General features: G+C 65.1%; 20 protein-coding genes and 1 tRNA gene. 13 read left to right on the top strand and 8 right to left on the bottom strand.

Going from position 1 to position 21,078, the window contains the following annotated elements; all coding sequences use genetic code 11:
- Positions 1-6 precede the first annotated feature (6 nt).
- From RPS27_RS25440 to dctP, 3 genes are read right to left on the bottom strand one after another with little or no spacing between them, the layout of a single operon-like run.
- Positions 7-1,365, bottom strand: coding sequence for a TRAP transporter large permease (locus RPS27_RS25440; protein WP_194402163.1), 1,359 nt, complete (start codon positions 1,363-1,365; stop codon positions 7-9).
- Positions 1,362-1,916 carry a TRAP transporter small permease gene (locus tag RPS27_RS25435; protein WP_194402162.1) on the bottom strand — a complete coding sequence of 185 codons (555 nt, stop codon included), beginning with the start codon at positions 1,914-1,916 and terminating at the stop codon, positions 1,362-1,364. The genes RPS27_RS25440 and RPS27_RS25435 overlap by 4 nt, the downstream gene beginning before the upstream one ends.
- Positions 1,913-2,935 carry a TRAP transporter substrate-binding protein DctP gene (gene dctP / locus RPS27_RS25430; protein ID WP_211417120.1) on the bottom strand — a complete coding sequence of 341 codons (1,023 nt, stop codon included), beginning with the start codon at positions 2,933-2,935 and terminating at the stop codon, positions 1,913-1,915. The genes RPS27_RS25435 and dctP overlap by 4 nt, the downstream gene beginning before the upstream one ends.
- A 332-nt stretch (positions 2,936-3,267) precedes the next feature.
- Between dctP and RPS27_RS25425 the strand changes: the two genes are divergently transcribed.
- A complete protein-coding gene (locus RPS27_RS25425; protein ID WP_097662615.1) occupies positions 3,268-3,513 on the top strand; it encodes a pentapeptide MXKDX repeat protein in 246 nt (81 codons plus the stop codon).
- Positions 3,514-3,648: 135 nt separating this feature from the next.
- Here RPS27_RS25425 and RPS27_RS25420 read toward each other — a convergent pair whose 3' ends face one another.
- Entirely contained in the window at positions 3,649-3,996 is a 348-nt protein-coding gene (locus RPS27_RS25420) for a DUF6481 family protein (protein ID WP_194402157.1), read from the bottom strand.
- Positions 3,997-4,255: 259 nt separating this feature from the next.
- Here RPS27_RS25420 and RPS27_RS25415 point away from each other — a divergent pair, with 259 nt between their 5' ends.
- From RPS27_RS25415 to RPS27_RS25405, 3 genes are all read left to right on the top strand, one after another.
- The gene (locus RPS27_RS25415; RefSeq protein WP_194402156.1) at positions 4,256-4,492 is read left to right on the top strand and encodes a hypothetical protein; all 237 of its coding nucleotides are present in this window, start codon (positions 4,256-4,258) and stop codon (positions 4,490-4,492) included.
- A gap of 87 nt (positions 4,493-4,579) precedes the next feature.
- Positions 4,580-4,798, top strand: a complete 219-nt coding sequence (locus RPS27_RS25410; RefSeq protein WP_212066480.1) for a DUF2273 domain-containing protein — start codon at positions 4,580-4,582, stop codon at positions 4,796-4,798.
- 197 nt (positions 4,799-4,995) lie between these two features.
- On the top strand, positions 4,996-5,766 hold the full coding sequence (locus RPS27_RS25405; RefSeq protein WP_212066482.1) for a hypothetical protein: 771 nt from the start codon (positions 4,996-4,998) through the stop codon (positions 5,764-5,766).
- 387 nt (positions 5,767-6,153) lie between these two features.
- Here RPS27_RS25405 and RPS27_RS25400 read toward each other — a convergent pair whose 3' ends face one another.
- Complete coding sequence (locus RPS27_RS25400) at positions 6,154-6,315, bottom strand: hypothetical protein (protein ID WP_211417116.1); 162 nt, start codon at positions 6,313-6,315, stop codon at positions 6,154-6,156.
- A 258-nt stretch (positions 6,316-6,573) separates the two neighbouring features.
- Between RPS27_RS25400 and RPS27_RS25395 the strand changes: the two genes are divergently transcribed.
- Together RPS27_RS25395 and RPS27_RS25390 are read left to right on the top strand one after the other, a co-directional pair.
- On the top strand, positions 6,574-6,723 hold the full coding sequence (locus RPS27_RS25395) for a hypothetical protein (RefSeq protein ID WP_211417115.1): 150 nt from the start codon (positions 6,574-6,576) through the stop codon (positions 6,721-6,723).
- Between the two features lie 276 nt (positions 6,724-6,999).
- On the top strand, positions 7,000-7,221 hold the full coding sequence (locus RPS27_RS25390) for a hypothetical protein (RefSeq protein ID WP_212066484.1): 222 nt from the start codon (positions 7,000-7,002) through the stop codon (positions 7,219-7,221).
- A 117-nt stretch (positions 7,222-7,338) separates the two neighbouring features.
- Here RPS27_RS25390 and RPS27_RS25385 read toward each other — a convergent pair whose 3' ends face one another.
- Positions 7,339-7,566, bottom strand: a complete 228-nt coding sequence (locus tag RPS27_RS25385; protein WP_028136547.1) for a DUF2171 domain-containing protein — start codon at positions 7,564-7,566, stop codon at positions 7,339-7,341.
- Positions 7,567-7,681: 115 nt separating this feature from the next.
- On the opposite strand from RPS27_RS25385, the gene RPS27_RS25380 reads away from it, so the two are divergent.
- Positions 7,682-8,965, top strand: coding sequence for a hypothetical protein (locus RPS27_RS25380; protein WP_212066486.1), 1,284 nt, complete (start codon positions 7,682-7,684; stop codon positions 8,963-8,965).
- 34 nt (positions 8,966-8,999) lie between these two features.
- On the opposite strand, the gene RPS27_RS25375 is transcribed toward RPS27_RS25380, so the two are convergent.
- Both RPS27_RS25375 and RPS27_RS25370 read right to left on the bottom strand, forming a co-directional pair.
- Complete coding sequence (locus tag RPS27_RS25375) at positions 9,000-9,236, bottom strand: hypothetical protein (protein ID WP_246776259.1); 237 nt, start codon at positions 9,234-9,236, stop codon at positions 9,000-9,002.
- 140 nt (positions 9,237-9,376) lie between these two features.
- Positions 9,377-9,453, bottom strand: a tRNA-Arg gene (locus RPS27_RS25370).
- Positions 9,454-9,852: 399 nt separating this feature from the next.
- On the opposite strand from RPS27_RS25370, the gene RPS27_RS25365 reads away from it, so the two are divergent.
- From RPS27_RS25365 to RPS27_RS25340, 6 genes are all read left to right on the top strand, one after another.
- Positions 9,853-15,057 (top strand): alpha-2-macroglobulin, encoded by a 5,205-nt coding sequence (locus RPS27_RS25365; protein ID WP_212066488.1) that lies wholly within the window; start codon positions 9,853-9,855, stop codon positions 15,055-15,057.
- A gap of 80 nt (positions 15,058-15,137) precedes the next feature.
- Positions 15,138-17,291: a penicillin-binding protein 1C gene (gene pbpC, locus RPS27_RS25360; RefSeq protein ID WP_249131685.1), complete on the top strand. Its 2,154-nt coding sequence runs from the start codon at positions 15,138-15,140 to the stop codon at positions 17,289-17,291.
- Between the two features lie 50 nt (positions 17,292-17,341).
- The gene (locus RPS27_RS25355) at positions 17,342-19,084 is read left to right on the top strand and encodes a glycosyltransferase family 39 protein (RefSeq protein ID WP_212066490.1); all 1,743 of its coding nucleotides are present in this window, start codon (positions 17,342-17,344) and stop codon (positions 19,082-19,084) included.
- A 1-nt stretch (position 19,085) separates the two neighbouring features.
- Positions 19,086-19,931, top strand: a complete 846-nt coding sequence (locus RPS27_RS25350; protein ID WP_212066492.1) for a phosphatase PAP2 family protein — start codon at positions 19,086-19,088, stop codon at positions 19,929-19,931.
- A 66-nt stretch (positions 19,932-19,997) separates the two neighbouring features.
- Positions 19,998-20,735 (top strand): glycosyltransferase family 2 protein, encoded by a 738-nt coding sequence (locus RPS27_RS25345; RefSeq protein WP_211417108.1) that lies wholly within the window; start codon positions 19,998-20,000, stop codon positions 20,733-20,735.
- A complete protein-coding gene (locus tag RPS27_RS25340; protein ID WP_038957186.1) occupies positions 20,732-21,070 on the top strand; it encodes a lipid-A-disaccharide synthase N-terminal domain-containing protein in 339 nt (112 codons plus the stop codon). The genes RPS27_RS25345 and RPS27_RS25340 overlap by 4 nt, the downstream gene beginning before the upstream one ends.
- Positions 21,071-21,078 lie beyond the last annotated feature (8 nt).

Below are 21,078 nucleotides of genomic sequence, written 5' to 3'. Positions count from 1 at the left end.
TCGCCGCTACCTGCTCCCGTCCGGCCCCATCACGAGATCCGGCAGCCCGGTTGAGATCCCCGGGAAGATGCACAGCAGCAACACCGCGAGCATCATCAAGAGCACGAAGGGCAGGGTGCCCCAGATCACCTCGCGCAGGGGAATGTCCGGCGCGACGTTGCGGATGACGAAGATGTTGAGGCCGACGGGGGGATGGATCAGGCCCATCTCCATCACGATGGTCATGACCACGCCGAACCAGATGATGTCGAAATTGGCGGCGCGTAAGGGGGGCAGGATGATCGGCGCGGTCATCAGGATGATCGAGACCGGCGGCAGGAAGAAGCCGAGTACGACCACCATGACGAGGATCGCGAACAGCAGCTCCCAGCGCGGCAGGTGCATCGCGACGATGGATTCGGCGACCGATTGCGAGATGTGCAGATAGCTCATCACGTAGGAATAGAGCAGCGACATGCCGATGATCATCATCAGCATGGTCGATTCCCGGATCGTCGATTTCATGATGGGCGCAAGGTCGCTCGGCCGCCACACGCTGTAGATCGCCGCGATCAGCGCGAGCGCGAGGAGGCCGCCGAGGCCGGCGGTTTCCGACGGCGTGGCGTAGCCGCCATAGAGCGCGATCATGACGCCGGTGAGCAGCAGCACGAAGGGGATCACGCGCGGCAGCACGCTGAAACGTTCGGCCAGCGTGTATTCGTCGCGGGCGAGGATCGGAGCCTCCGGGCCGCCGTTCTTGTAGATCGCTTCGGCCGCCGCATATTCGCGGCGGAAGCGGTACACCGCATAGAAGCCGAACAGCGAGACCAGCAGCAGGCCGGGGCCGATGCCGGCGAGGAACAGCCGCCCGAGCGACTTTTCGGCGGCGACCGCGAACAGGATCATGGTGATCGAGGGCGGCAGCAGGATGCCGAGCGTACCGCCGGCGGCGATGATGCCGGCCGCAAAGCCGCCGGAATAGCCGCGCTTGCGCATCTCGGGGATGCCGGCCGAGCCGATCGCCGAACAGGTGGCGGGCGAGGAGCCCGCCATCGCCGCGAACAGCGCGCAGGCGAACACGTTGGCAACGCCGAGACCGCCGGGCACACGGTGCAGCCAGGCATGCAGTGCCGAATAGAGATCCTGGCCGGCCCGCGACTTGCCGATCGCGGCGCCCTTCAGGATGAAGAGCGGGATCGACAACAGCGTGATCGAAGCCATTTCCTCGTAGACGTTCTGCGTCACCGTATCGAGGGAGGCCGAGGGCATGTAGATGCCCATGAACACGACCGCGACGGCGCCGAGCGCGAACGCGATCGGCATCCCTGAGAACATCACCAGCAGCGTCGCAACGCCGTAGGCAACGCCGATACCGAACACGCTCATGAACGCCTGGCTCCGGTGAAGGGCAGCGCAAGCTGCACGAGGATCTGGATGCAGAGCAGGCTCATGCCGAACGCCATCAGCGAATAGGGGATGGCGAGCGGCGGCGACCACATCGAGTTCGAGACCTGACCGTCGACATAGGCTTCATGGGCCAGTGTCCAGGACTTCCAAGTGAAGAAGGCGCAAAACAGGAAAGTGGCGAGGTCGACCAGCCAGAGCCGGACCTTGTTCGCCAGTGGCGACAACAAGCCGACGAAGGCCTCGATGCCGATATGGCCGCGGTTCTGCTGCACGTACGCCGCCGTCATGAAGGTCGCGCCGACCAGCAGAAACACCGCAGCCTCGTCCTGCCAATAATTGGCGGCCTTGAACAGCGCGCGGCTGAGCACGCTGTAACTCAGGATGGCGCAGGCCGCGACCAATGCGACCGCGGCGAACACGACGATGATGCTGTTGAGGATGGCAAGACCGCGATCGATTGTCGCCGCAGGGCCGGTCCCTGCGGCAACGGTTGTGCGGACGTCACGATCCGGAAGCGGACCGTGGCTCATGCGGCGACGTCGGTGGCGAGCTTGAGCAGGTTGGCCGCGGTCGTGGTCTTGGCGCTGTAGTCCTTCCAGGCGGTGTCGCGGGCGATGTCGCGCCACTTGCCGACGGTCGCGGCATCGAGCGCGGAGACCTTGGCGCCGGCCTTCTCGTAGACCTTGGCGACCTCAACGTCGTCATCCTGCGCACCTTTGCGGCCGAAGGCTTCGAGCTCGGTGCCGACCGTGAGCAGGATGTCCTGGTGGTTCTTCGGCAGCTTGTCGAAGATGGCCTTCGACATCATCAGCGGCTCGAGCATGAACCAGTAGGAGGCACCAGCCCCTGACGTCAGCGACTTCGCGACCTCTTCGAGGCGGAACGAGATCAGGCTGGTCGAGGAGGTGATCCCGGCATCGCAGGCGCCGGTCTGCATCGCCGCGTAGATTTCGTTCGAAGGCACCGACAGCACCGAGGCGCCGGCAGTCTGGAGCACCATGTCCATTTCGCGCGAGCCGCCGCGCACCTTCAGGCCCTTGGCGTCTTCCGGTGCGACGATCGGCTTGGAGCGGCTGGCGACACCGCCGGCCTGCCAGACCCAGGTGAGCAGGATGATGCCCTTGTCGGCGAGGAAGTCGGTCAGCGCCTTGCCGACCGGCTCCTTTTTCCAGCGCATGCCCTGGTCGTAGGTGGTGACGAGGCCGGGCATCAGGCCGATGTTGGTTTCCGGCAATTCGCCGCCGGCGTAGGGCATCGGATAAAGCGAGATGTCGAGCGCGCCCTTGCGCATCGCCGAGAACTGCGCATTGGTCTTGATCAGCGAGGAGTTCGGATAGATCTCGGCCGCGATGTCGCCATTGCTGCGCTTACTGACTTCAGCGGCGAACATGCGGCAGAGGCGGTCGCGGAAGTCCCCCTTGTCGATGGTGCCGCCCGGGAACTGGTGCGAGATTTTCAGCGTGGTTGCGGCCTGCGCGGTCCCGGTGCCGAGGCGGATAATGGCCGGTGCGGCGACGGCGGTCGCAATCAGATGGCGGCGCGTGATCATGGTGTGATCCCCTTGAACGTTTCTTTGAACGATTCTTGTTGGCGTGATTGGGCGGGTCATGTGTGACCGGTGCGTAGGCCCATCCTAGCCGGTCTTTCACCCGATATTCTCTCATCTGATAGTTCGAGACCGAATGCCGCGGCAAGTGTCGGCTGTGCTGCGCTGCACACTTCCGGTCCCCGCGACAGGCTCCGGGCTCCTTCGAACGGCGGATCGCAGGCCGGCTCGCTAAAATTTAGCGACGGCGGCGTAACAACGCAGACGGTCCATCCGTCGAGATTGATTAGCGGCGTCCGTCGCTGACCAACACCATCTCGAAGGGAAGATAATCCATGACCATTCGCACCCGCATCGTGCTCGGCGTCTCGGCTGCCGCTCTCTCGCTTGGCCTTGCGCTGTCGCCGGCCGCTTTCGCTCAGGACAAGATGGGCAAGGATGACGGCATGATGAAAAAGGACACGATGTCCAAGGACGGCATGATGAAGAAGGACACCATGTCCAAAGACGACGGCATGAAGAAGGATCACATGTCGAAGGACGGCATGAAAAAGGACGACGGGATGATGAAAAAGAACTGATCTTCACCCGCTCGCGATCGAGGCGTACGGCAAAACGAACACGTGCTCGAATGTTTGGGGCGGTCAGCTGGACCGCCCCAAACATCGTTTGCTTCAACTTGTGTTGAAGGTGACCAGCGAAGGTCACTTGTCACATTACTTGCGCTTGGCCTTGCGGGCTGCGTAACGCGCGTCGCGCTTGGCCTTCTGCTCGGCTTCGAGGGCCGCGGCCTTCTCGGCAGCTTCCTCGGCCTCGCGGGCGATCCGCGCGGCTTCGGCGGCCTTTGCCTCTTCCTCCTGGCGCTTCTGCTCGGCCTTTTCAGCCTCGCGCGCGGCCTTTGCCTCGGCACGCTTGGCCGCGAGAGCCTCGCGTTCGGCACGCTTCGCCGCAACCGCGGGATCATCAGGCCCCGGTTGGGATTTGAATTTGTTCAAAAGATTTTTGCGGGCTTCCTGCGCCGCCTTTTGCCGGTCTGTGAAGCCGGGTTCCCTGAATCCACTCATCGACGAGCCTTGTCTTCCTCGCTTTCGATCCTACATCACTGCCTGTTGGTACGTCGGCTGGGCATAGCAGGCGCCGCGCGACACAGAAGCGTGTACATCGCTGCGCGTCGCGAAGCCACCCATAATCGCAGCCGATCAGGTCAACGAAATCGCCATCCCCGACGATCTCTCGTAGCCCGGAAAAACTGCCGAATTGTGATGTCCCTCATAATGGGACACGAGGGCGACGCCTAGCGTCCGCCCGATACGGAGCACGGGTATGACGATCTCAAGATTAACCCTCCGGGCATTCGCAATTGCTTTCGCCCTGGTCGCCGTGGCCGGTGCGATGCTGCTGCTCGCGCGTCCGCAGCCTATCGAGAGCGCCGTCCTGGGGGCCGGCTGGGAGTGCACCCAGACCGCGTTCGTGCTCACGACCTGCGCACCGCGGGGCGAGCAGGCGACCCCGGCGGTCGAAACCTCCCGCAAGGATGCGATCCGGGCGACCCGGGGCTGACCCCGAAGCTGGACCGAAGCGGTCGATCGGCATGTGACGCGACGTCGCAGAGGTGATAAGCCGGCGTGCCCGCGCGATCAGGTAGCCATGCCCACGTCCAAGCCCGAACCGGGCGAGAAGCCGAAATCCCGCCCGAAGCCTCCATCCGGCGACAACCGCCGCGGCGCCATCGCCGGTCTGATCATTGCGATCGTGATCCTCGGGATCGGCTGGTGGCTTGTCCGAGACCTTACCGCGGCCAGCAAGATGCAGGACTGCCTGATGTCCGGGCGCCGCAACTGCAACGTGATCGAGCCGGCCCGCTAGAAGCGCTCCAGCGTGATTCCTTGCAGCCCGGTGGGGACAAAAATTGCCGTGATCTTAATCATTTGTAACGGGACTTCGCTGATCAAAGCAGGTCAGCTATGTCAGCCGGCATCAAGCCCAGCGCGGTCCGAATCGTCTATCGCGCCAGGCACCACGGCAATTGCGAGAGCAATCGAAAGAGCAGGGGGCAAGCACGCATGAGTGCGTCCAACCACATGAAGATCATCATTCCCTTGGTTTCGGCCATGTCGTTGCTCGCGCTGCCGGCGCAGGCCCAGGACGCGAGGCCCTCGAGGGAAATCGGCCAGCCTCCGGCAGGCCCGAGCGCAGGGGCGCCGTCTCCGAACAATCAGAATATGCGCAGAAGCCCGCCGCAGCAGGCTGCCCGGCCCGCGCCGCAGCCGGAAAGCCGGCCTCAATCCAGTCCCGGTCCGCACAATGCGGGCGGCCCGCCGCCCGGACGTAACTACGCCAGGGGCCCCGCGCCGACGCGCGACTGGGGCGGACATGCCTATCGCGGCAACCGCGCCTGGGATGGCGGGCGCTGGCGCCACGAGGTTCACAACGGCCGCTCCGGCTGGTGGTGGGACGTTGGTGGCGTGTGGTATTATTATCCGCAGCGCATGGCTGGCCCGCCCGCCTACATCTCGGAGGAGTACTACGACGACGTGCCGGTGGCCTATGCTCCGCCGCCTCCTGCGGTCACCTATGCGCCGCCACCCCCGCCGCCACCGGCGGATCCCGGCGCGAGCGCGCTTGGCGGCGCCATCGTCGGCGGTGTGCTGGGCGGACTGATCTCGGGCAATGCAACAGGGGCTGCAGCCGGCGCGGTTCTCGGTGGTGCTACCGGCGCGATCACGGGCGCCGCGGCCGCATCGCAGCCCGGCTACTACTGGGCGCAGGGCAATTGCTACTACCGTTACCCGGACGGACAGTACGTGCCGGCCGATCCGCGGGCCTGTCGGTAAGGCACGGGTCGTATCCTGATTTGCGAGAGGCGGGCAAAGCCCGCCTCTTTTATTTTGGCATGATCAGGCCGTTGTCGGGATGTTTGCGTTGCCGCGACGTTCGGCGGCGCACAATAACTGCCTCAAAATAGCACTGGCTCCGTTCGCCGCTTCACGCGATTCTCAAAAGAAAAAGAAACGGCGGGAATCGATTCGCGGGGACGTGGGACATGCTGGATGCAATTCAGATCAGCCTGGCGCTTTGGGCTATGATCGTGTGTGGCGGGGTCAAGCTGGGGCAGGTGCTGCACTGCCTGTTCTAGATCGCGATCTTGGCCGCAAGCCTTCTCATGAAGGAGGCCTGCTCGTGAAAGAGCCTTGTTCGTGAAAACGACGTGTCGCCTCGCGTCAGGACACGAGCCAGTTGAAGAACGCGATCAGGCCCCAGACCAGGCCGGAGATCCAGGCCAGCATCACGATGCCGATGGTCCCGAGATAGGCGAGGCCGAGCAGGTCGCCCCTTTGTCGTGGCGTCGGAACGTTGGCTGAGGTTGCTGCTTCTTGTGTCATGACGGAAAACACCATTGATGCCTTCGCGCTCTCCTGGAAGCGTCGACACATTGTTTAGCCGAACTGCCACGCCAAGACTGTGACACCGTTCACAGATCGTCGGAATGAAGCCCAGCTCACGGCTTCGTAATCAGCGCAAGCATGCCACGAGGTGAGGGGGCCCGGGCACTCGCCCGTCCGGAAGAGGGGACGTTACCCCGCAATCATACGGACGAAATTGCCATGCGCTTGTCCAGATGGCCGGCTAGGCTCGGCCTCATGTGTACCAAGTACGACCCACAGCAGGAGGCCGAGGCCGCGATGAAGCGGGCGGCGGCATCGGAAGGTGCCGACCGGCAACGCCTGATCCAGCTCGCTTTGGCCTGGCACGAGCTCGCGCGCGAGCGGCGCGAGGAGCGGGCGGACTGAAGTATTCTCGAATTTGGCGGTGACGGAGCGGCCGGTCACTTGTTGATCCGCATGAGAAAGCCCCGTGCTCGGGGGACAAGCACGGGGCCCTTCAAAGCCGATCGGGGCTGGCAGATCGGCACCACCTGATTTCATGCCGTCAACGCGCTCGTCCTGATCTCGTTCCGCGCGACCTCCACATTTTATTCGACCGAGGTTCGATGCGCATGGCGCTGCACGGCCTGCTTGGCTTCGGTTCGAATGGGAACGTCCCTTCCTTGTAGACGTTGGCCGGCTATGACCGACCTCGAGTTACGCGCTCAGTCTTTCGAGATTGCCTGGAAATATCTCGACCGATCCGGCCTGCTCACGGGTGAGCACCGGGAGGCAGCCCAATTCATCCTGAACAGGATCGACCGCATGATGCTGCGAGGAGAGCGGCGCAGGCTGCTGCTGTCGAATGCCGCGATCGACGCGTACCGCTTGCGGCCGCAGCTCGTGCTTGAACAAGTTGGTTGAATGAAACGCGGCATTAAGACATGCGTCGCGCCGATTTTTCCGGTTGCGATTCGTGCTTTGGGAACGAAGCGGAGTCGGATCGTGAACAAACAAAAGGCCCCCGAAGGGGCTTAAGTCTCAGGCGGCTTCCGACTTCGGGACTGCGTCGGCATTCACTGAAAGCTTGACGACATCGCCTTCGACGGCACCGACATATTTCGTGTCGATATAGTGGTGATGGTCCTTGTGACCTTCCGGGCTGTCCTTCCGCGTCAGCTTGATCCGGTTGCCCTCGACGCGGTCGACGGTGCCGACATGAGCGCCGTCCTTGCCGATGATTTTCATGTGCTCTCTGATGTCAGCCATGTGGTCCTCCTTAGCTTAGGTCTCAACTGCGGACGTCGGCGTTCGTTGCAGCGCGCGCGTTGGACCCGTGAGGCTTTCCGCACGTTGAAATGCGATCGGATCAATCAAGACGCGCATGGAGACCATTCAGGCCTATCTCGAACGGAAGCATGAGGAACTCAGGCTGTTGAACGGCTGCCTGAGACATAGGCTCGATTTGGCGCGTCCGCGATCGGTCGACGATGTCGTCACGTCCAAATTCCAGCTTACGGCGGTGCTGAGGGCGGAGCACGAGCTGCACGAATGGAAAGCGACGGAGACGGCCTGGTCGCATACGGCCGCTCCCGCGAGCGGGCCATTCGAGTTCTGTTACGATTATCAGCGGGCCGATCTGACGGTGCGCGGTCCGTCATTCTATGAGCTCGACAGCGGCTCTGCGAGTACGGCGATCTATACTGCCTCGGGCATGGCCGCGATCTCCGCCGTGCTGCTGGCCTCCGCGCAAATCGTCGCGAAGGCCGATATCCTGGTGCTTCCGGGCTCGTACGGTGAAACGCAGGAGCTGATCCGGGGCCTTGTTCCTCATTTGCGACTCCGGGCTTTGGATCTGCCGCTACGCGATGCGCTTGCTCCGGCGGATTCGCCGCGGATTCTTCTCCTGGACTCCTGCTCCGTCGCTGGCGCGCTTGAAGCGGTGCTACGCTGTGACGGCTCCGGCGTCGATCTTCTGATCTTTGATACGACCTGCTTCGCCGGCCGGTCGGGCCGGATCCGGCGCGTCCTGAACTGGGCCCGGCGATACGGAATTCCGCTGGTGCTGGTGCGAAGCCACAACAAGCTCGATTCGCTCGGGGCGGAATATGGCCGGCTCGGCTCGGCGGTCTTCGTGCAGAACAATGAGCATGAGCCGCGAACGAAATTCCCCTGGTCCCGTCTTTCGGCCGAAACGCGCAACGCGGTGCGTCTGCTCGGCGGTGCGGCGTTGCCGGCGCACTTTCCGCCCTTTGTGGGCCGCGCGGCTTATCTGGCCCTCACGAAGCGGCGCGTCGCCGCGATCTTGCGCAACGGCCGACACACGGCCCGCCATTTTGCTGCGAAGATCCCGGCGCTCGCGGCCGAACTCCATTTCGCCCACGGTCTCTACGTCACGCTCCGGGGCAGCCGCCCCCTCGATGAGACGGGCGCGCGGCAGGCCGCCGAGGACATGAGCAACGATCTTCGCGCAGGAGGCTTCCCGATCCGCCATGCCGGCAGCTTCGGCTTCGACTTCGCCGCGACCGAGTGGTTTCACGACGCGACCACGGACCAGTACAGTGTTCGGGTGGCAGTCTCGGATTTGCCGACGGAATTGTGGGGCGATCTTACCGCGGCCATTGCGCGGTGGTGGCAGGCTCGTCAGTCGACGGGTGATGCAGGATGAATTTCGCCGATAGCCCCGTGCAGGGGCGCTTCGATCAGTCGATCGCCAGGCAATGCTCCACGGCCGGCTTTTCGGGGCTATCGTAGCTTGCGCGGCTGGGTCGTGCCCACTCCTGAACGGCGAAGGCCAGGTGATGCTGGCCCATCGCAGCGCCAACGATCGATGCCTGAGCCACCTTGATGGGCCTTGTGACCACGCTGGTATTCACGACGCCTGCGTCGATTGCCAGATACGACATCGCGACGATCGCCACCGCCGATGCGATCGCCATTCTCGTCCATTCCGTTGGAAGCATCGGAGTCCTTAACCGGGCGCAACTCGCCCGGCGCATACATAGGCCTGATCGGCGACGTTCAAAGGCCCGCGTATGGTTACCCACGCGTTCGTGAAGGCGGTTGATCGATGATGGACTGGCGATCCCGGCAGGATTCGAACCTGCAACCCTCAGAGTAGAAATCTGATGCTCTATCCAGTTGAGCTACGGGACCGTCTCGAGCCGCCCCGGCGGGGGGCTGCTCATCTACCATGCCATTATGAAAAATATCATCTTTCGCCAAGCCTGAACCGAACCGTTTTCCTCAATGGCGCGACAAAGCGAGACGGTGGCATGTCAGGGTGCCGGGTTTAGCGGCAGCGGACTGGACGATGGATCACATCGCCGGGAACGCTGGCCAGCTTCCGGGATGTGGCCGCCGGACGACGGGTCAGGTATTGCTGCGCCATCAGGACGGCGTGCACGGCATTATCTCGATCGGTCTCCTCTGGGCTTGCCTTTTCATGGCGAATGCGACGATTTGCACCTTTGGTTCCATCGCCTTGAGTCCGTCACCTTTCCGCGCATTTCATGCTGCCTGCGGGCGGCTGTCTGCGATTTCCGGGAGTCCATCATGATCGGTCTTGTTCGCGCCGTCACATTCTGCGCCACGCTGGCGCTCGGCCTTTGCGCGGCGCAAGCCGCAGACAAGGCGTTCAAGCGCGACGACCTCGCCGATTCCGCGGTCAAGCTGGAGGCCCAGATCAAGAGCGAGGCGGGGCCGGTCGCCAAGACCAATGCGACGCTGAAGACGGACGCCGACGCCGCTTTCCGGCGCAATGATTATCGCACGGGGCTATCGGTGCTCGGCCAGATCGCGGCCACCACGCCGGAAGACACGGGCAACTGGCTGCGGCTCGCCAAGGCCATCTTCCAGATCTCGCCGAAGAGCTCGAGCGAGCAGACCTTCCTGGTGGAGCGCGCCTCGACCGCGGCCTATATCGCCTACCAGCGCGCCGGCAATCCGGGCGAGGAGGCCGACGCGCTCGCCGTGCTCGGCAAGGCGATGGCCGAACGCAAGCTGTGGCGGCCGGCGCTGGATGCGCTGCGGCTGTCGCTCGACATGCGCGAGGTCGCCGACGTCCGCGGCCAATACGAGAAGATGCGCGACGAGCACGGCTTCCGGCTGCTCGACTACACCGTGGACTCGGATTCGGCGAGCCCGCGCGCCTGCTTCCAGTTCTCCGAGGAATTGGCCAAGCGCACCGACTTCGCGCCGTTCCTGGCGCTGGCGGGCCAGGACAAGCCGGCGCTGTCGGCCGAGGGAAAGCAGCTCTGCGTCGACGGGCTGAAGCATGGCGAGCGCTACAACATCAATTTGCGCGCCGGTCTGCCGTCGACCGTGAAGGAAGGCCTGCCGAAATCGGCCGAATTCAATATCTATGTGCGCGACCGCAAGCCTTTCGTGCGTTTCACCAGCCGGGCCTATGTGCTGCCGCGAACAGGCCAGCGCGGCATTCCCGTGGTCAGCGTCAACACGCCCGCGGTCAACATCAACGTGTTCCGTATCGGTGACCGCAACCTGATCAACACGGTGGTCGACAGCGACTTCCAGAAGACGCTGTCCAAATATCAGCTCAGCGATCTCGGCGACGAGCGCGGCGTGAAGGTGTGGACCGGCGAGCTTGCGACGGCGATGACGCTGAACCAGGACGTCACCACGGCGTTCCCGGTCGACCAGGCGCTCGGCGAGCTCCAGCCCGGCGTCTACGTGATGACGGCGGCCGCCAAGGGCCCGGGCTCGGACGACGAATACCAGCTCGCAACGCAATGGTTCATCGTCTCCGATCTCGGCGTGTCCGCCTATTCCGGCAACGACGGTATCCACGTGTTCGTCAACTCGCTGGCTTCGACCGATCCGGTCGGGAAGGCCGAGGTGCGACTGGTTGCCCGCAACAACGAGATTCTGGCGACCCGCAAGACCGACGACAGCGGCCACGTCCTGTTCGAGGCCGGCCTTGCGCGCGGCGAGGGCGGTCTGTCGCCGGCGATGCTGACCGTCACCGGCGAGAAGGCCGATTATGCCTTCCTCAGCCTGAAGTCCTCCGCCTTCGACCTGTCCGACCGCGGCGTCTCCGGCCGCGTGGTGCCGACGGGGGCCGATGCCTTCGTCTATGCCGAGCGCGGGGTCTACCGTTCCAGCGAGACCGTTTATCTCACCGCGCTGCTCCGCGACGGGCAGGGCAATGCCGTGACCGGCGGGCCGATGACGCTGGTGATCGAACGCCCCGACGGCGTCGAATTCCGCCGGGCCGTGCTGGCCGACCAGGGCGCTGGCGGCCGGACGCTGGCCGTGCCGCTCAATTCGGCCGTGCCGACCGGGACCTGGCGGGCGCGCGCGTTCACCGACCCGAAGGGCTCTTCGGTCGGGGAGACCACCTTCATGGTCGAGGATTACGTTCCTGATCGGATCGAATTCGACTTGTCTGCCAAGGACAAGCTGATCAAAGCTAACACTCCTGTGGAGCTTAAGGCGGACGGCCATTTCCTCTATGGCGCGCCGGCCTCGGGCCTCGCGCTCGAAGGCGACATGCTGATCGCGCCCGCGTCCGAGCGTCCCGGCTTTGCCGGCTACCAGTTCGGCGTCGCCGACGAGGAGACCAATTCGAACGAGCGCACGCCGCTCGAGAACCTGCCCGAGGCCGACGCCAATGGCGTTGCGACCTTCCCAGTGACACTGGACAAGCAGCCGGCCTCGACCCGCCCGCAAGAGGCCCAGATCTTCGTGCGGATGGTGGAGACCGGCGGCCGCGCCGTCGAGCGCAAGATCGTGCTGCCGGTTGCGCCCAGCGTGGCGCAGATCGGCATCAAGCCACTGTTCGGCGACAAGAACGTCGCCGAGGGCGACAAGGCCGAGTTCGACGTCGTGTTCGTCTCGCCCGAGGGTGAGCGGCTGCGCCGTGACGGCCTGCGTTACGAGCTCCTGAAGATGGAGTCGCGTTACCAATGGTATCGCCAGAACAATTACTGGGAGTACGAGCCGGTCAAGTCGACCTCGCGCGTCGCTGACGGTGACGTCGCCGTTGCCGCCGACAAGCCGGCGCGCATTTCGCTCAGCCCGCAACCCGGCCGCTACCGGCTCGATGTGAAGTCGAACGATGCCGATGGCCCTGTCACCTCGGTGCAGTTCGACGTCGGCTGGTATTCCGACGGCAGCGCCGACACGCCGGACCTCTTGGAGACCTCGATCGACAAGCCGCAATACGCCTCCGGTGACACCATGACGGTGTCGGTCAATGTCCGCAGCGCCGGCAAGCTGACCATCAACGTGCTCGGCGACCGCCTGCTGACGACGCAGACCATCGACGTCAAGGAAGGCACCGCACAGGTGAAGTTGCAGGTCGGCAAGGACTGGGGCACCGGCGCTTACGTGGTGGCGACGTTGCGTCGTCCGCTGGATGCCGCCGCCCAGCGCATGCCGGGCCGAGCGATCGGGCTGAAATGGTTCGGCATCGACAAGCAGGCCCGCACATTGCAGGTAAAGCTGTCGCCGCCGGCTTTGATCCGGCCGAATTCGGCACTGAAGATTCCGGTCAAGCTCGACGGGCTCAATCCGGGCGAGGACGCCAAGATCGTGATCGCCGCGGTCGATGTCGGCATCCTCAACCTCACCAATTACAAGCCGCCGGCGCCGGACGATTACTATCTTGGCCAGCGCCGCCTGAGCGCCGAGATCCGCGATCTCTATGGGCAATTGATCGACGGCATGTCCGGCACGCGTGGTCAGATCAAGTCCGGCGGCGATGCCGGCGCAGGCGAATTGCAGGGCTCGCCGCCCACGCAAAAGCCGCTCGCGCTCTATTCGGGCATCGTGACCGTCGCCGCTGACGGTACCGCGGAAGTCAGCTTCGACATTCCGGAGTTCGCGGGCACCGCGCGCGTGATGGCGGTGGCGTGGACAGCCACCAAGCTCGGCCGCGCCAACACCGACGTGGTGATCCGCGACCCCGTCGTGCTGACCACAACCCTGCCGCGCTTCCTGCTCAACGGCGACCACGGCACGGTCAATCTCGAGATCGACAATGTCGAGGGCCAGGCTGGCGACTACGTCATCAACGTGAAGACGGGCGGGCCGGTAAAGATGTCAGGCAATCCCGCAACCACGGTAAAGCTCGCCGCCAAGCAGCGCAATTCGTTCTCGCTCGCGGTCGACGCGACCGCAGCGGGGCAGGCGACGCTCGACGTCGACATCAAGGGGCCGAGCGGCCTGACGCTGGCGCGCCATTATGCGTTCGACGTCAAGGCGGCGACGCAGGTGCTGGCGCGGCGTTCGATCCGGACGCTCGCAAAGGGCGAGAGCCTGACGCTGACCTCGGACATGTTCTCCGACCTCGTGCCGGGCACCGGCAGCGTCTCGGTCTCGGCGAGCCTGTCCACCGCGCTCGATGCGGCGACGATCCTGAAGGCGCTCGACCGCTATCCCTATGGCTGCTCGGAGCAGATCACGAGCCGCGCCATGCCGTTGCTCTATGTCAACGACCTGGCTGCCGGCGCGCATCTCGCGATGGACACCGAGGTCGACCAGCGCATCCGCGACGCGATCGAGCGGCTCCTGGCCCGTCAGGGCTCCAATGGCTCGTTCGGCCTGTGGTCGGCGGGCGGCGACGATGCCTGGCTCGATGCGTACGTGACGGATTTCCTCACCCGTGCCCGCGAGAAGGGCTTTACGGTGCCGGACGTGCTGTTCAAGAACGCGCTCGACCGTGTCAGAAACTCCGTGGTCAACGGCAACGAGCCGGAGAAGGACGGCGGGCGCGATCTCGCTTACGGCCTCTACGTGCTCGCCCGCAACGGCGCGGCGCCGATCGGCGACCTCCGCTATCTCGCCGACACCAAGCTCGCCAACCTCGCGACGCCGATCGCGAAGTCGCAGCTTGCAGCGGCGCTCGCTCTGGTCGGCGACCGCAACCGCGCCGAACGGGTCTATGGTGCCGCGCTCGACAGCCTCGCGCCAAAGCCGGTGCTGGAGTTCGGCCGTACCGACTACGGCTCGCAGCTGCGCGACGCCGCGGCCCTGGTGTCGCTTGCGAGCGAAGGCAACGCGCCGAAGGCGACGCTGACGCAGGCTGTGTCGCGGGTCGAGACCGCGCGCGGGCTGACGCCCTACACCTCCACGCAGGAGAATGCGTGGCTGGTGCTGGCGGCGCGCGCTCTCGCCAAGGAGAACCTGTCCATGGAAGTGGACGGCCAGCCGGTCAAGACTGCGCTCTATCGCAGCTACAAGGCGGATACGCTGAGCGGCAAGCCGCTGAAGATCACCAACACCGGCGATGCGCCGATCCAGGCGGTGGTCTCGGTGTCGGGCTCGCCGGTGACGCCGGAGCCGGCGGCCTCCAACGGCTTCAAGATCGAGCGCAGCTATTTCACGCTCGACGGCAAGCCCGCCGACATCAGCAAGGTCAAGCAGAACCAGCGTTTTGCGGTGGTGCTGAAGATCACCGAGGCGAAGCCCGAGTACGGCCACATCATGGTGTCCGATTATCTGCCGGCCGGCCTCGAGATCGACAATCCGAAGCTGGTGTCGTCGGGCGACAGCGGTACGCTGGACTGGATCGAGGACGGCGAGGAGCCTGAAAACACCGAGTTCCGCGACGACCGCTTCACCGCGGCCGTGGATCGCGCCTCGGATTCCAAGGCCGTCTTCACCGTCGCCTACATCGTGCGTGCGGTGTCGCCAGGCAAATACGTGCTGCCGCAGGCCTATGTCGAGGACATGTACAATCCCTCGCGCTATGGCCGCACCGGCACGGGGACCGTCGAGGTGCGGACGGCGAAGTGAGTGGTGGTTGAATGAGCGCAACGGAGCCGCATACTCAGTCGTCACGCCCGGGCAAAAGCGCGAAGCGCGTCTTCGCGCAGATGTCCCGGGCATCCACGAACTTTGGTGCGGCCGGCGAGAACGTGGATGGTCGGGACAAGCCCGGCCATGACGGTCAGAGAGGGCGGTTTGCCTTTCGGGTCCTGTCGGTCGCTGCGTTCACCTTCATCCTCGCCATCATCGGCTTCGTGGGCTGGGTCTACTCTCTTGGCCCTCTGCCCCTCGACGAAGCGCGACAAGTCTCCACCACGATCGTCGATCGCAATGGCAAGCTGCTGCGCGCCTATGCGATGGCGGATGGACGCTGGCGGCTGCCGGTCGATGCCAAGGCCAATGTCGACCCGACCTACCTGAAATTGCTGCTCGCCTATGAAGACCAGCGCTTCTACGCCCATGACGGCATCGACCCGCTGGCGCTGGGGCGTGCTGCGCTCCAGCTCACGACGCGCGGCCACATCGTCTCGGGCGGCTCGACCATCAGCATGCAACTCGCCCGGCTGATGGAGCCGCGACGGCAGCGCTCGCTCTATGCCAAGCTGCGGCAGATGGTGCGTGCGATCGAGATCGAGCGAACCCTGAGTAAGGAACAGATCCTCGATCTCTATCTCGCGCTCGCGCCTTATGGCGGCAATCTCGAGGGCATCCGCGCCGCCTCGATCGGCTATCTCGGCAAGGAGCCGAAGCGTCTGTCGCTGGCCGAAGCCGCGCTGCTGGTGGCGCTGCCGCAATCGCCGGAGACGCGCCGGCTCGACCGCCATCCCGAGGCCGCGCGCAAGGCCCGCGACCGCGTGCTCGATCGCATGGTCGAGGAGCAGGTGGTCAGCGCAGACGACGCACGGCAGGCCAAGGCCGTGCCTGTACCGAAACTGCGCAAGCCGATGCCGATCCTGGCGCCGCATGCGTCTGACACTGCGCTATCGACGGTCAAGGACAAGCCGGTCATCAAGCTCACGCTCGATGCGAACTTGCAGAAGGTGCTGGAGCCGCTGGCGCGCGACCGCGCCCTTGCACTGGGCGCGAACATCTCGGTCGGCATCATCGTGATCGACAATGAGAGCGGCGACGTGCTCGCCCGCGTTGGTTCGGCCGATTATTTCGATGAGAGCCGGGCAGGGCAGGTCGACATGACCCGCGCGATCCGTTCGCCGGGCTCGACGCTGAAACCCTTCATCTACGGGCTTGCCTTCGAGGACGGCTTCGTTCATCCGGAAAGCCTGATCGACGATCGTCCCGTCCGCTTCGGCTCCTACGCGCCGGAAAATTTCGACATGACCTTCCAGGGCACGGTGCCCGTGCGGAAGGCGCTGCAATTGTCGCTGAACGTGCCGGCGATCGTGCTGCTCGACCGCGTCGGCTCGAGCCGGCTCGCTTCGCGGCTGCGCCAGGCCGGCGGCAATCTCGTGTTGCCCAAGGACGAAGCGCCGGGGCTTGCCATGGGGCTCGGCGGCGTCGGCGTGACGCTGCAGGATCTCGCCCAGCTCTATGCGGGCTTCGCCCGTCTTGGCACCACCAAGCCGCTGCGCGAGGTCATGGCTGACAAGGACGACCGCGAGCCGCTCCGGCTCTTGGATCAGGTCGCGGCCTGGCAGGTCGGCAACGTGCTGTTGGGAACGCCCCCGCCGGAGAACGCCGCGCACAACCGCATCGCCTTCAAGACCGGCACCTCTTACGGCTATCGTGACGCCTGGTCGGTCGGGTTCGACGGCCGGATGACCATCGGCGTCTGGGTCGGGCGACCCGACGGCGCGCCGGTTCCGGGCCTGATCGGACGCGTCGCCGCGGCCCCGATCCTGTTCGATGCCTTTGCCCGCACCGGCAAGACGCTGGTCCCGTTGCCGAAGCCGCCTAGGGGAACCCTTGTTGCCAGCAACGCCAAGCTGCCGCTGCCGCTCAAGCGGTTCCGCCCCGTCGGAGAGCTGGTGCGGACCGGCCGCGAGCAGGCGCTGCACATCCAGTTTCCGCTGAATGGTTCGCGGATCGATGTCGATCGTTCCGGGCGGCAGGAGAGTGCGGCAATGCCCGTCAAGGTCGCCGGCGGCGTTCTGCCCATGACCGTCATGGTTAACGGCACGGCGCTCGGCGAGATCGACGGCCGCCGCCAGCGGCTGATCGATCCACCCGGTCCCGGCTTTGCGCGGCTCACCGTGATCGATGCCACTGGCGCCGCGGACACAGTCGTCATTCGAATTCAATGAACCTGGCTCAAGCGGTTGTGGCGATGACGGTTTCAGCGTAAGCGGAACCAATGGCCGAGACCTATCCAGCCCCCCGTTTTGGAGCACCCCGCGAGCCGAAATCGCCCGCAAATCCGGGCAGCCGGCTCGTGCGCATGCTCGATGTCGTGACAGTCAGCCACGCCCGCGCCGTCGCCTTCCTGCTGCTTTGCGCACTGCTGTTGTTCCTGCCGGGCTTCTTCACGATCCCGCCGATCGATCGCGACGAGGCGCGGTTCGCCCAGGCCACCAAGCAGATGGTCGAGAGCGGCGACTATGTCGATATCCGCTTCCAGGAGGACGTCCGCTACAAGAAGCCGGTCGGCATCTACTGGTTGCAATCGGCGACGGTGGAAGCGGCCTCGATGCTCAAGCTGCCGAAAGCCGAATTGCGGATCTGGGTCTACCGGTTGCCGTCGCTGTTCGGGGCGATCGGCGCCGTGCTCATGACCTATTGGGCCGCGCTGGGCTTCGTCACGCGGCGCGCCGCGGTGCTGGCGGCGCTGATGATGTGCGCTTCGGTGCTGCTTGGCGTCGAGGCGCGGCTCGCCAAGACCGACGCGATGCTGCTGCTCTGTGTGGTCGCCGCGATGGGGGCGATGGCGCGGGCCTATCTGTCCTGGCAGCGCGCCGAGGACGAAACGCATCCGCCCTGGAGCTGGCCCGCGATCTTCTGGACCGCGCTTGCCGTTGGCATCCTGATCAAGGGTCCGCTGATCCTGATGTTCGCAGGGCTGACCATCGTCGCGCTGGCGATCCAGGACCGCGACGCCTCCTGGCTGTGGAAGCTGCGCCCGGTCTGGGGCCTGATGTGGATGCTGGTGCTGGTGCTGCCCTGGTTCGTCGCGATCTTCTGGCGCGCGGGCGATGCCTTCTTCGCCGATTCCGTCGGCGGCGACATGCTCAGCAAGCTAGGCGCCCAGGAATCCCACGGCGCGCCGCCCGGGCTTTACCTGGCGCTGTTCTGGATCACGTTCTGGCCCGGCGCGCCGCTGGCGGCGATGGCGGCGCCCGCGGTGTGGCGGGCGCGGCGTGAGCCTGGCGCGCAGTTTCTACTGGCCTGGCTGATCCCGTCCTGGATCGTGTTCGAGGCGGTGCTGACCAAGCTGCCCCATTACGTGCTGCCGCTCTATCCGGCGATCGCCATTCTCACCGCAGGCGCCGTGGAGCGGCGCGTGCTGTCGCGCTCCTGGCTGATGCGAGGTTCGGCCTGGTGGTTCGCGATCCCCGCGGCCGCATCGATCATCGCGGTGGTCGGCGCTGTGATGCTGACGCGGCAGCCGGCCTTCGTGGCCTGGCCGTTCATCGCGGCGTCCCTGATCTTCGGCCTGCTTGCCTGGTGGCTCTACGATAACAATCACGCCGAGCGCTCGCTGCTCAACGCACTGGTTGCGGCTTTGATGCTGGCGGTGACGGTGTATGGCATCGTGCTGCCCTCGCTGGTGCCGCTGTTTCCCAGCATCGAGGTCGCGCGCGCGCTCCGCAACGTCACCTGCGTCGGGCCCAAGGCGGCTGCGGCGGGCTATCACGAGCCGAGCCTCGTGTTCCTGACGGGTACCCAGACGCTGCTCACCGACGGCTCGGGCGCGGCGGATTTCCTGCGGCAGGGAAGCTGCCGGTTCGCGCTGATCGAGCAGCGCTCGGAGCGCAGCTTCGTGCAGCGTGCCGAGGCGATCGGGTTGCGCTACAAGGTCGGGACCCGCATCGACGGCTATAATTTCTCGCAAGGCCGCGCGATCTCGGTCGCGATCTTCCGTTCCGAAGGCACCGAATAGGATGCCTGTTACGCCCAGCCCCGCGCCGCGTCCGGGCTATCCCGCGCAATTGCTCGCCGTCTCGAAGCAAGCGCTGGCGCAGCTTGTTCGCACGCCCTCACATTCACGCCGCGCGGAGGCCGCGCGAAAACTGGCGCGGCATTCGCTGTGGCTCAGCGCGGCAGGCGCAGCCCTGGTCATCGTGCTGATGGTCGCCTTCGACCAGACCGAGATCCAGTTGATGCCCGCGCGCGGCACGCCCAGCCTGTGGCCGATCCGCATCCTCACCGATTTCGGCAAGGACGAGTATCTGCTCTCGGTGCTGGGGGCCGCGCTGGTGGTGTTGGCGCTCGTTGCGGCAGGACTGCACGGGCCTCGCCGCGCGCTGCTGCTCGGTCTCGGCACGCGGCTGCAATTTGTGTTTCTGTCGATTGCCGTGTCGGCATTCGTTGCCGAGATTCTGAAATACATCGTCGGCCGCGGACGTCCGTTTGTCGGCGGCAAGGCCAATCCGTTCAACTTCGTCCCGTTCGAGGGGACGGGGGCTTATGCCAGCTTGCCGTCAGGCCATGCCGTGGCCGCGTTCGCGCTGGCCTTTGCGGTATCGGCATTGTGGCCACGCCTGCGCGTGTTCATGTTCACTTACGCAATCGTGATCCTGCTGACGCGGCTGGTGCTGGTCGCGCATCACCCGAGCGACGTCGTGGCCGGCGCCCTGATCGGCACGGTCGGCGCCATGGCAGTCCGCTACTGGTTCGCGGCCCGAAGGCTGGGCTTTGCGATCCGCGCCGATGGCACCATCGTGCCTCTTGCGGGAGCGGTCTCGGGACGCCTCAAAAGGGTTGCCCACGGGGCATCCGCCCCATAAAAGCGGCTGCCTGCCGGGGCCGCCGGTTCCCCGAAGGGCAGGCCAATTCCAACCACGAGTCTCGATTTGTCGACGTCCCAGCCTTCGGTCTCCATCGTCGTTCCCGTGCGCAACGAAGCCGACAACATCGCGCCGCTGATCGCGGAGATCGGCGCGGCGCTCGACGGCCGCTGGGCCTACGAGATCATCTATGTCAACGACGGCTCGACCGATGCGACTGGCGAACGGATCGCGGCGCTGATGGCGCAGCGAGGCAACCTGCGCCAGCTCCGCCATGCCAGATCGGGCGGCCAATCCGCGGCCGTGCGCAGCGGCGTGCGCGCGGCGCGTGGGACGATCGTGGCGACGCTCGACGGCGACGGCCAGAACAATCCGGCCTTCCTGCCCGATCTGATCGCGGCGGTCGAGAAGGGCGCAGGGCGCGTCGGCCTCGCTGCCGGACAGCGCGTCGGACGCAAGGACACCGGTTTCAAGAAATTCCAGTCGCGCGTGGCCAACGGCGTCCGCAACGCCATCCTGAAGGACGGCACGCGCGATACCGGCTGCGGGTTGAAGGCATTCCGGCGCGAGGTTTTCCTGATGATGCCCTATTTCGATGGGCTGCATCGCTTCCTGCCGGCCTTGGTCCGCCGCGAAGGCTACGACATCGCCTATGTCGACGTGATCGACCGGCCGCGCCATTCCGGCGTGTCGAACTACGGCTTCTTCGACCGGCTGTGGATCGGCATCATGGATCTCGCCGGCGTGTGGTGGCTGATCCGCCGCAAGAAGCCGACACCAGATGTAACTGAGGTGAACGCATGATCATCCAATACGGTCAGGCGCTGAGCAATTATCTCTACGACGTCTTCGTCGCCAAGTTCGATTTCTGGCTGGCATTCGGCCTCGTCGCGCAGCTGTTCTTCACCGCGCGCTTTCTGGTGCAGTGGATCGCGAGCGAGCGCGCCGGCAACAGCGTGGTGCCGATGGCGTTCTGGTTCTGCTCGATGGGCGGCGGGCTGATGACGCTGGTTTACGGCGTCGTGAAGCGCGAGCCGGTCATCATCCTCGGACAAGCCTTGGCGACGATCATCTATATCCGCAACATCATGCTGATCATCAAGAACCGCGGCAGGGCCTCGAAGACGCTGGAGCGCTGAGCAGAGGC

It is taken from the genome of Bradyrhizobium sp. WYCCWR 12699 (genome assembly GCF_032144035.1).
Taxonomy (GTDB): domain Bacteria; phylum Pseudomonadota; class Alphaproteobacteria; order Rhizobiales; family Xanthobacteraceae; genus Bradyrhizobium.
Note: the sequence above shows the minus strand (reverse complement) of the source record. Positions and strands in the feature narration are given on the sequence as shown.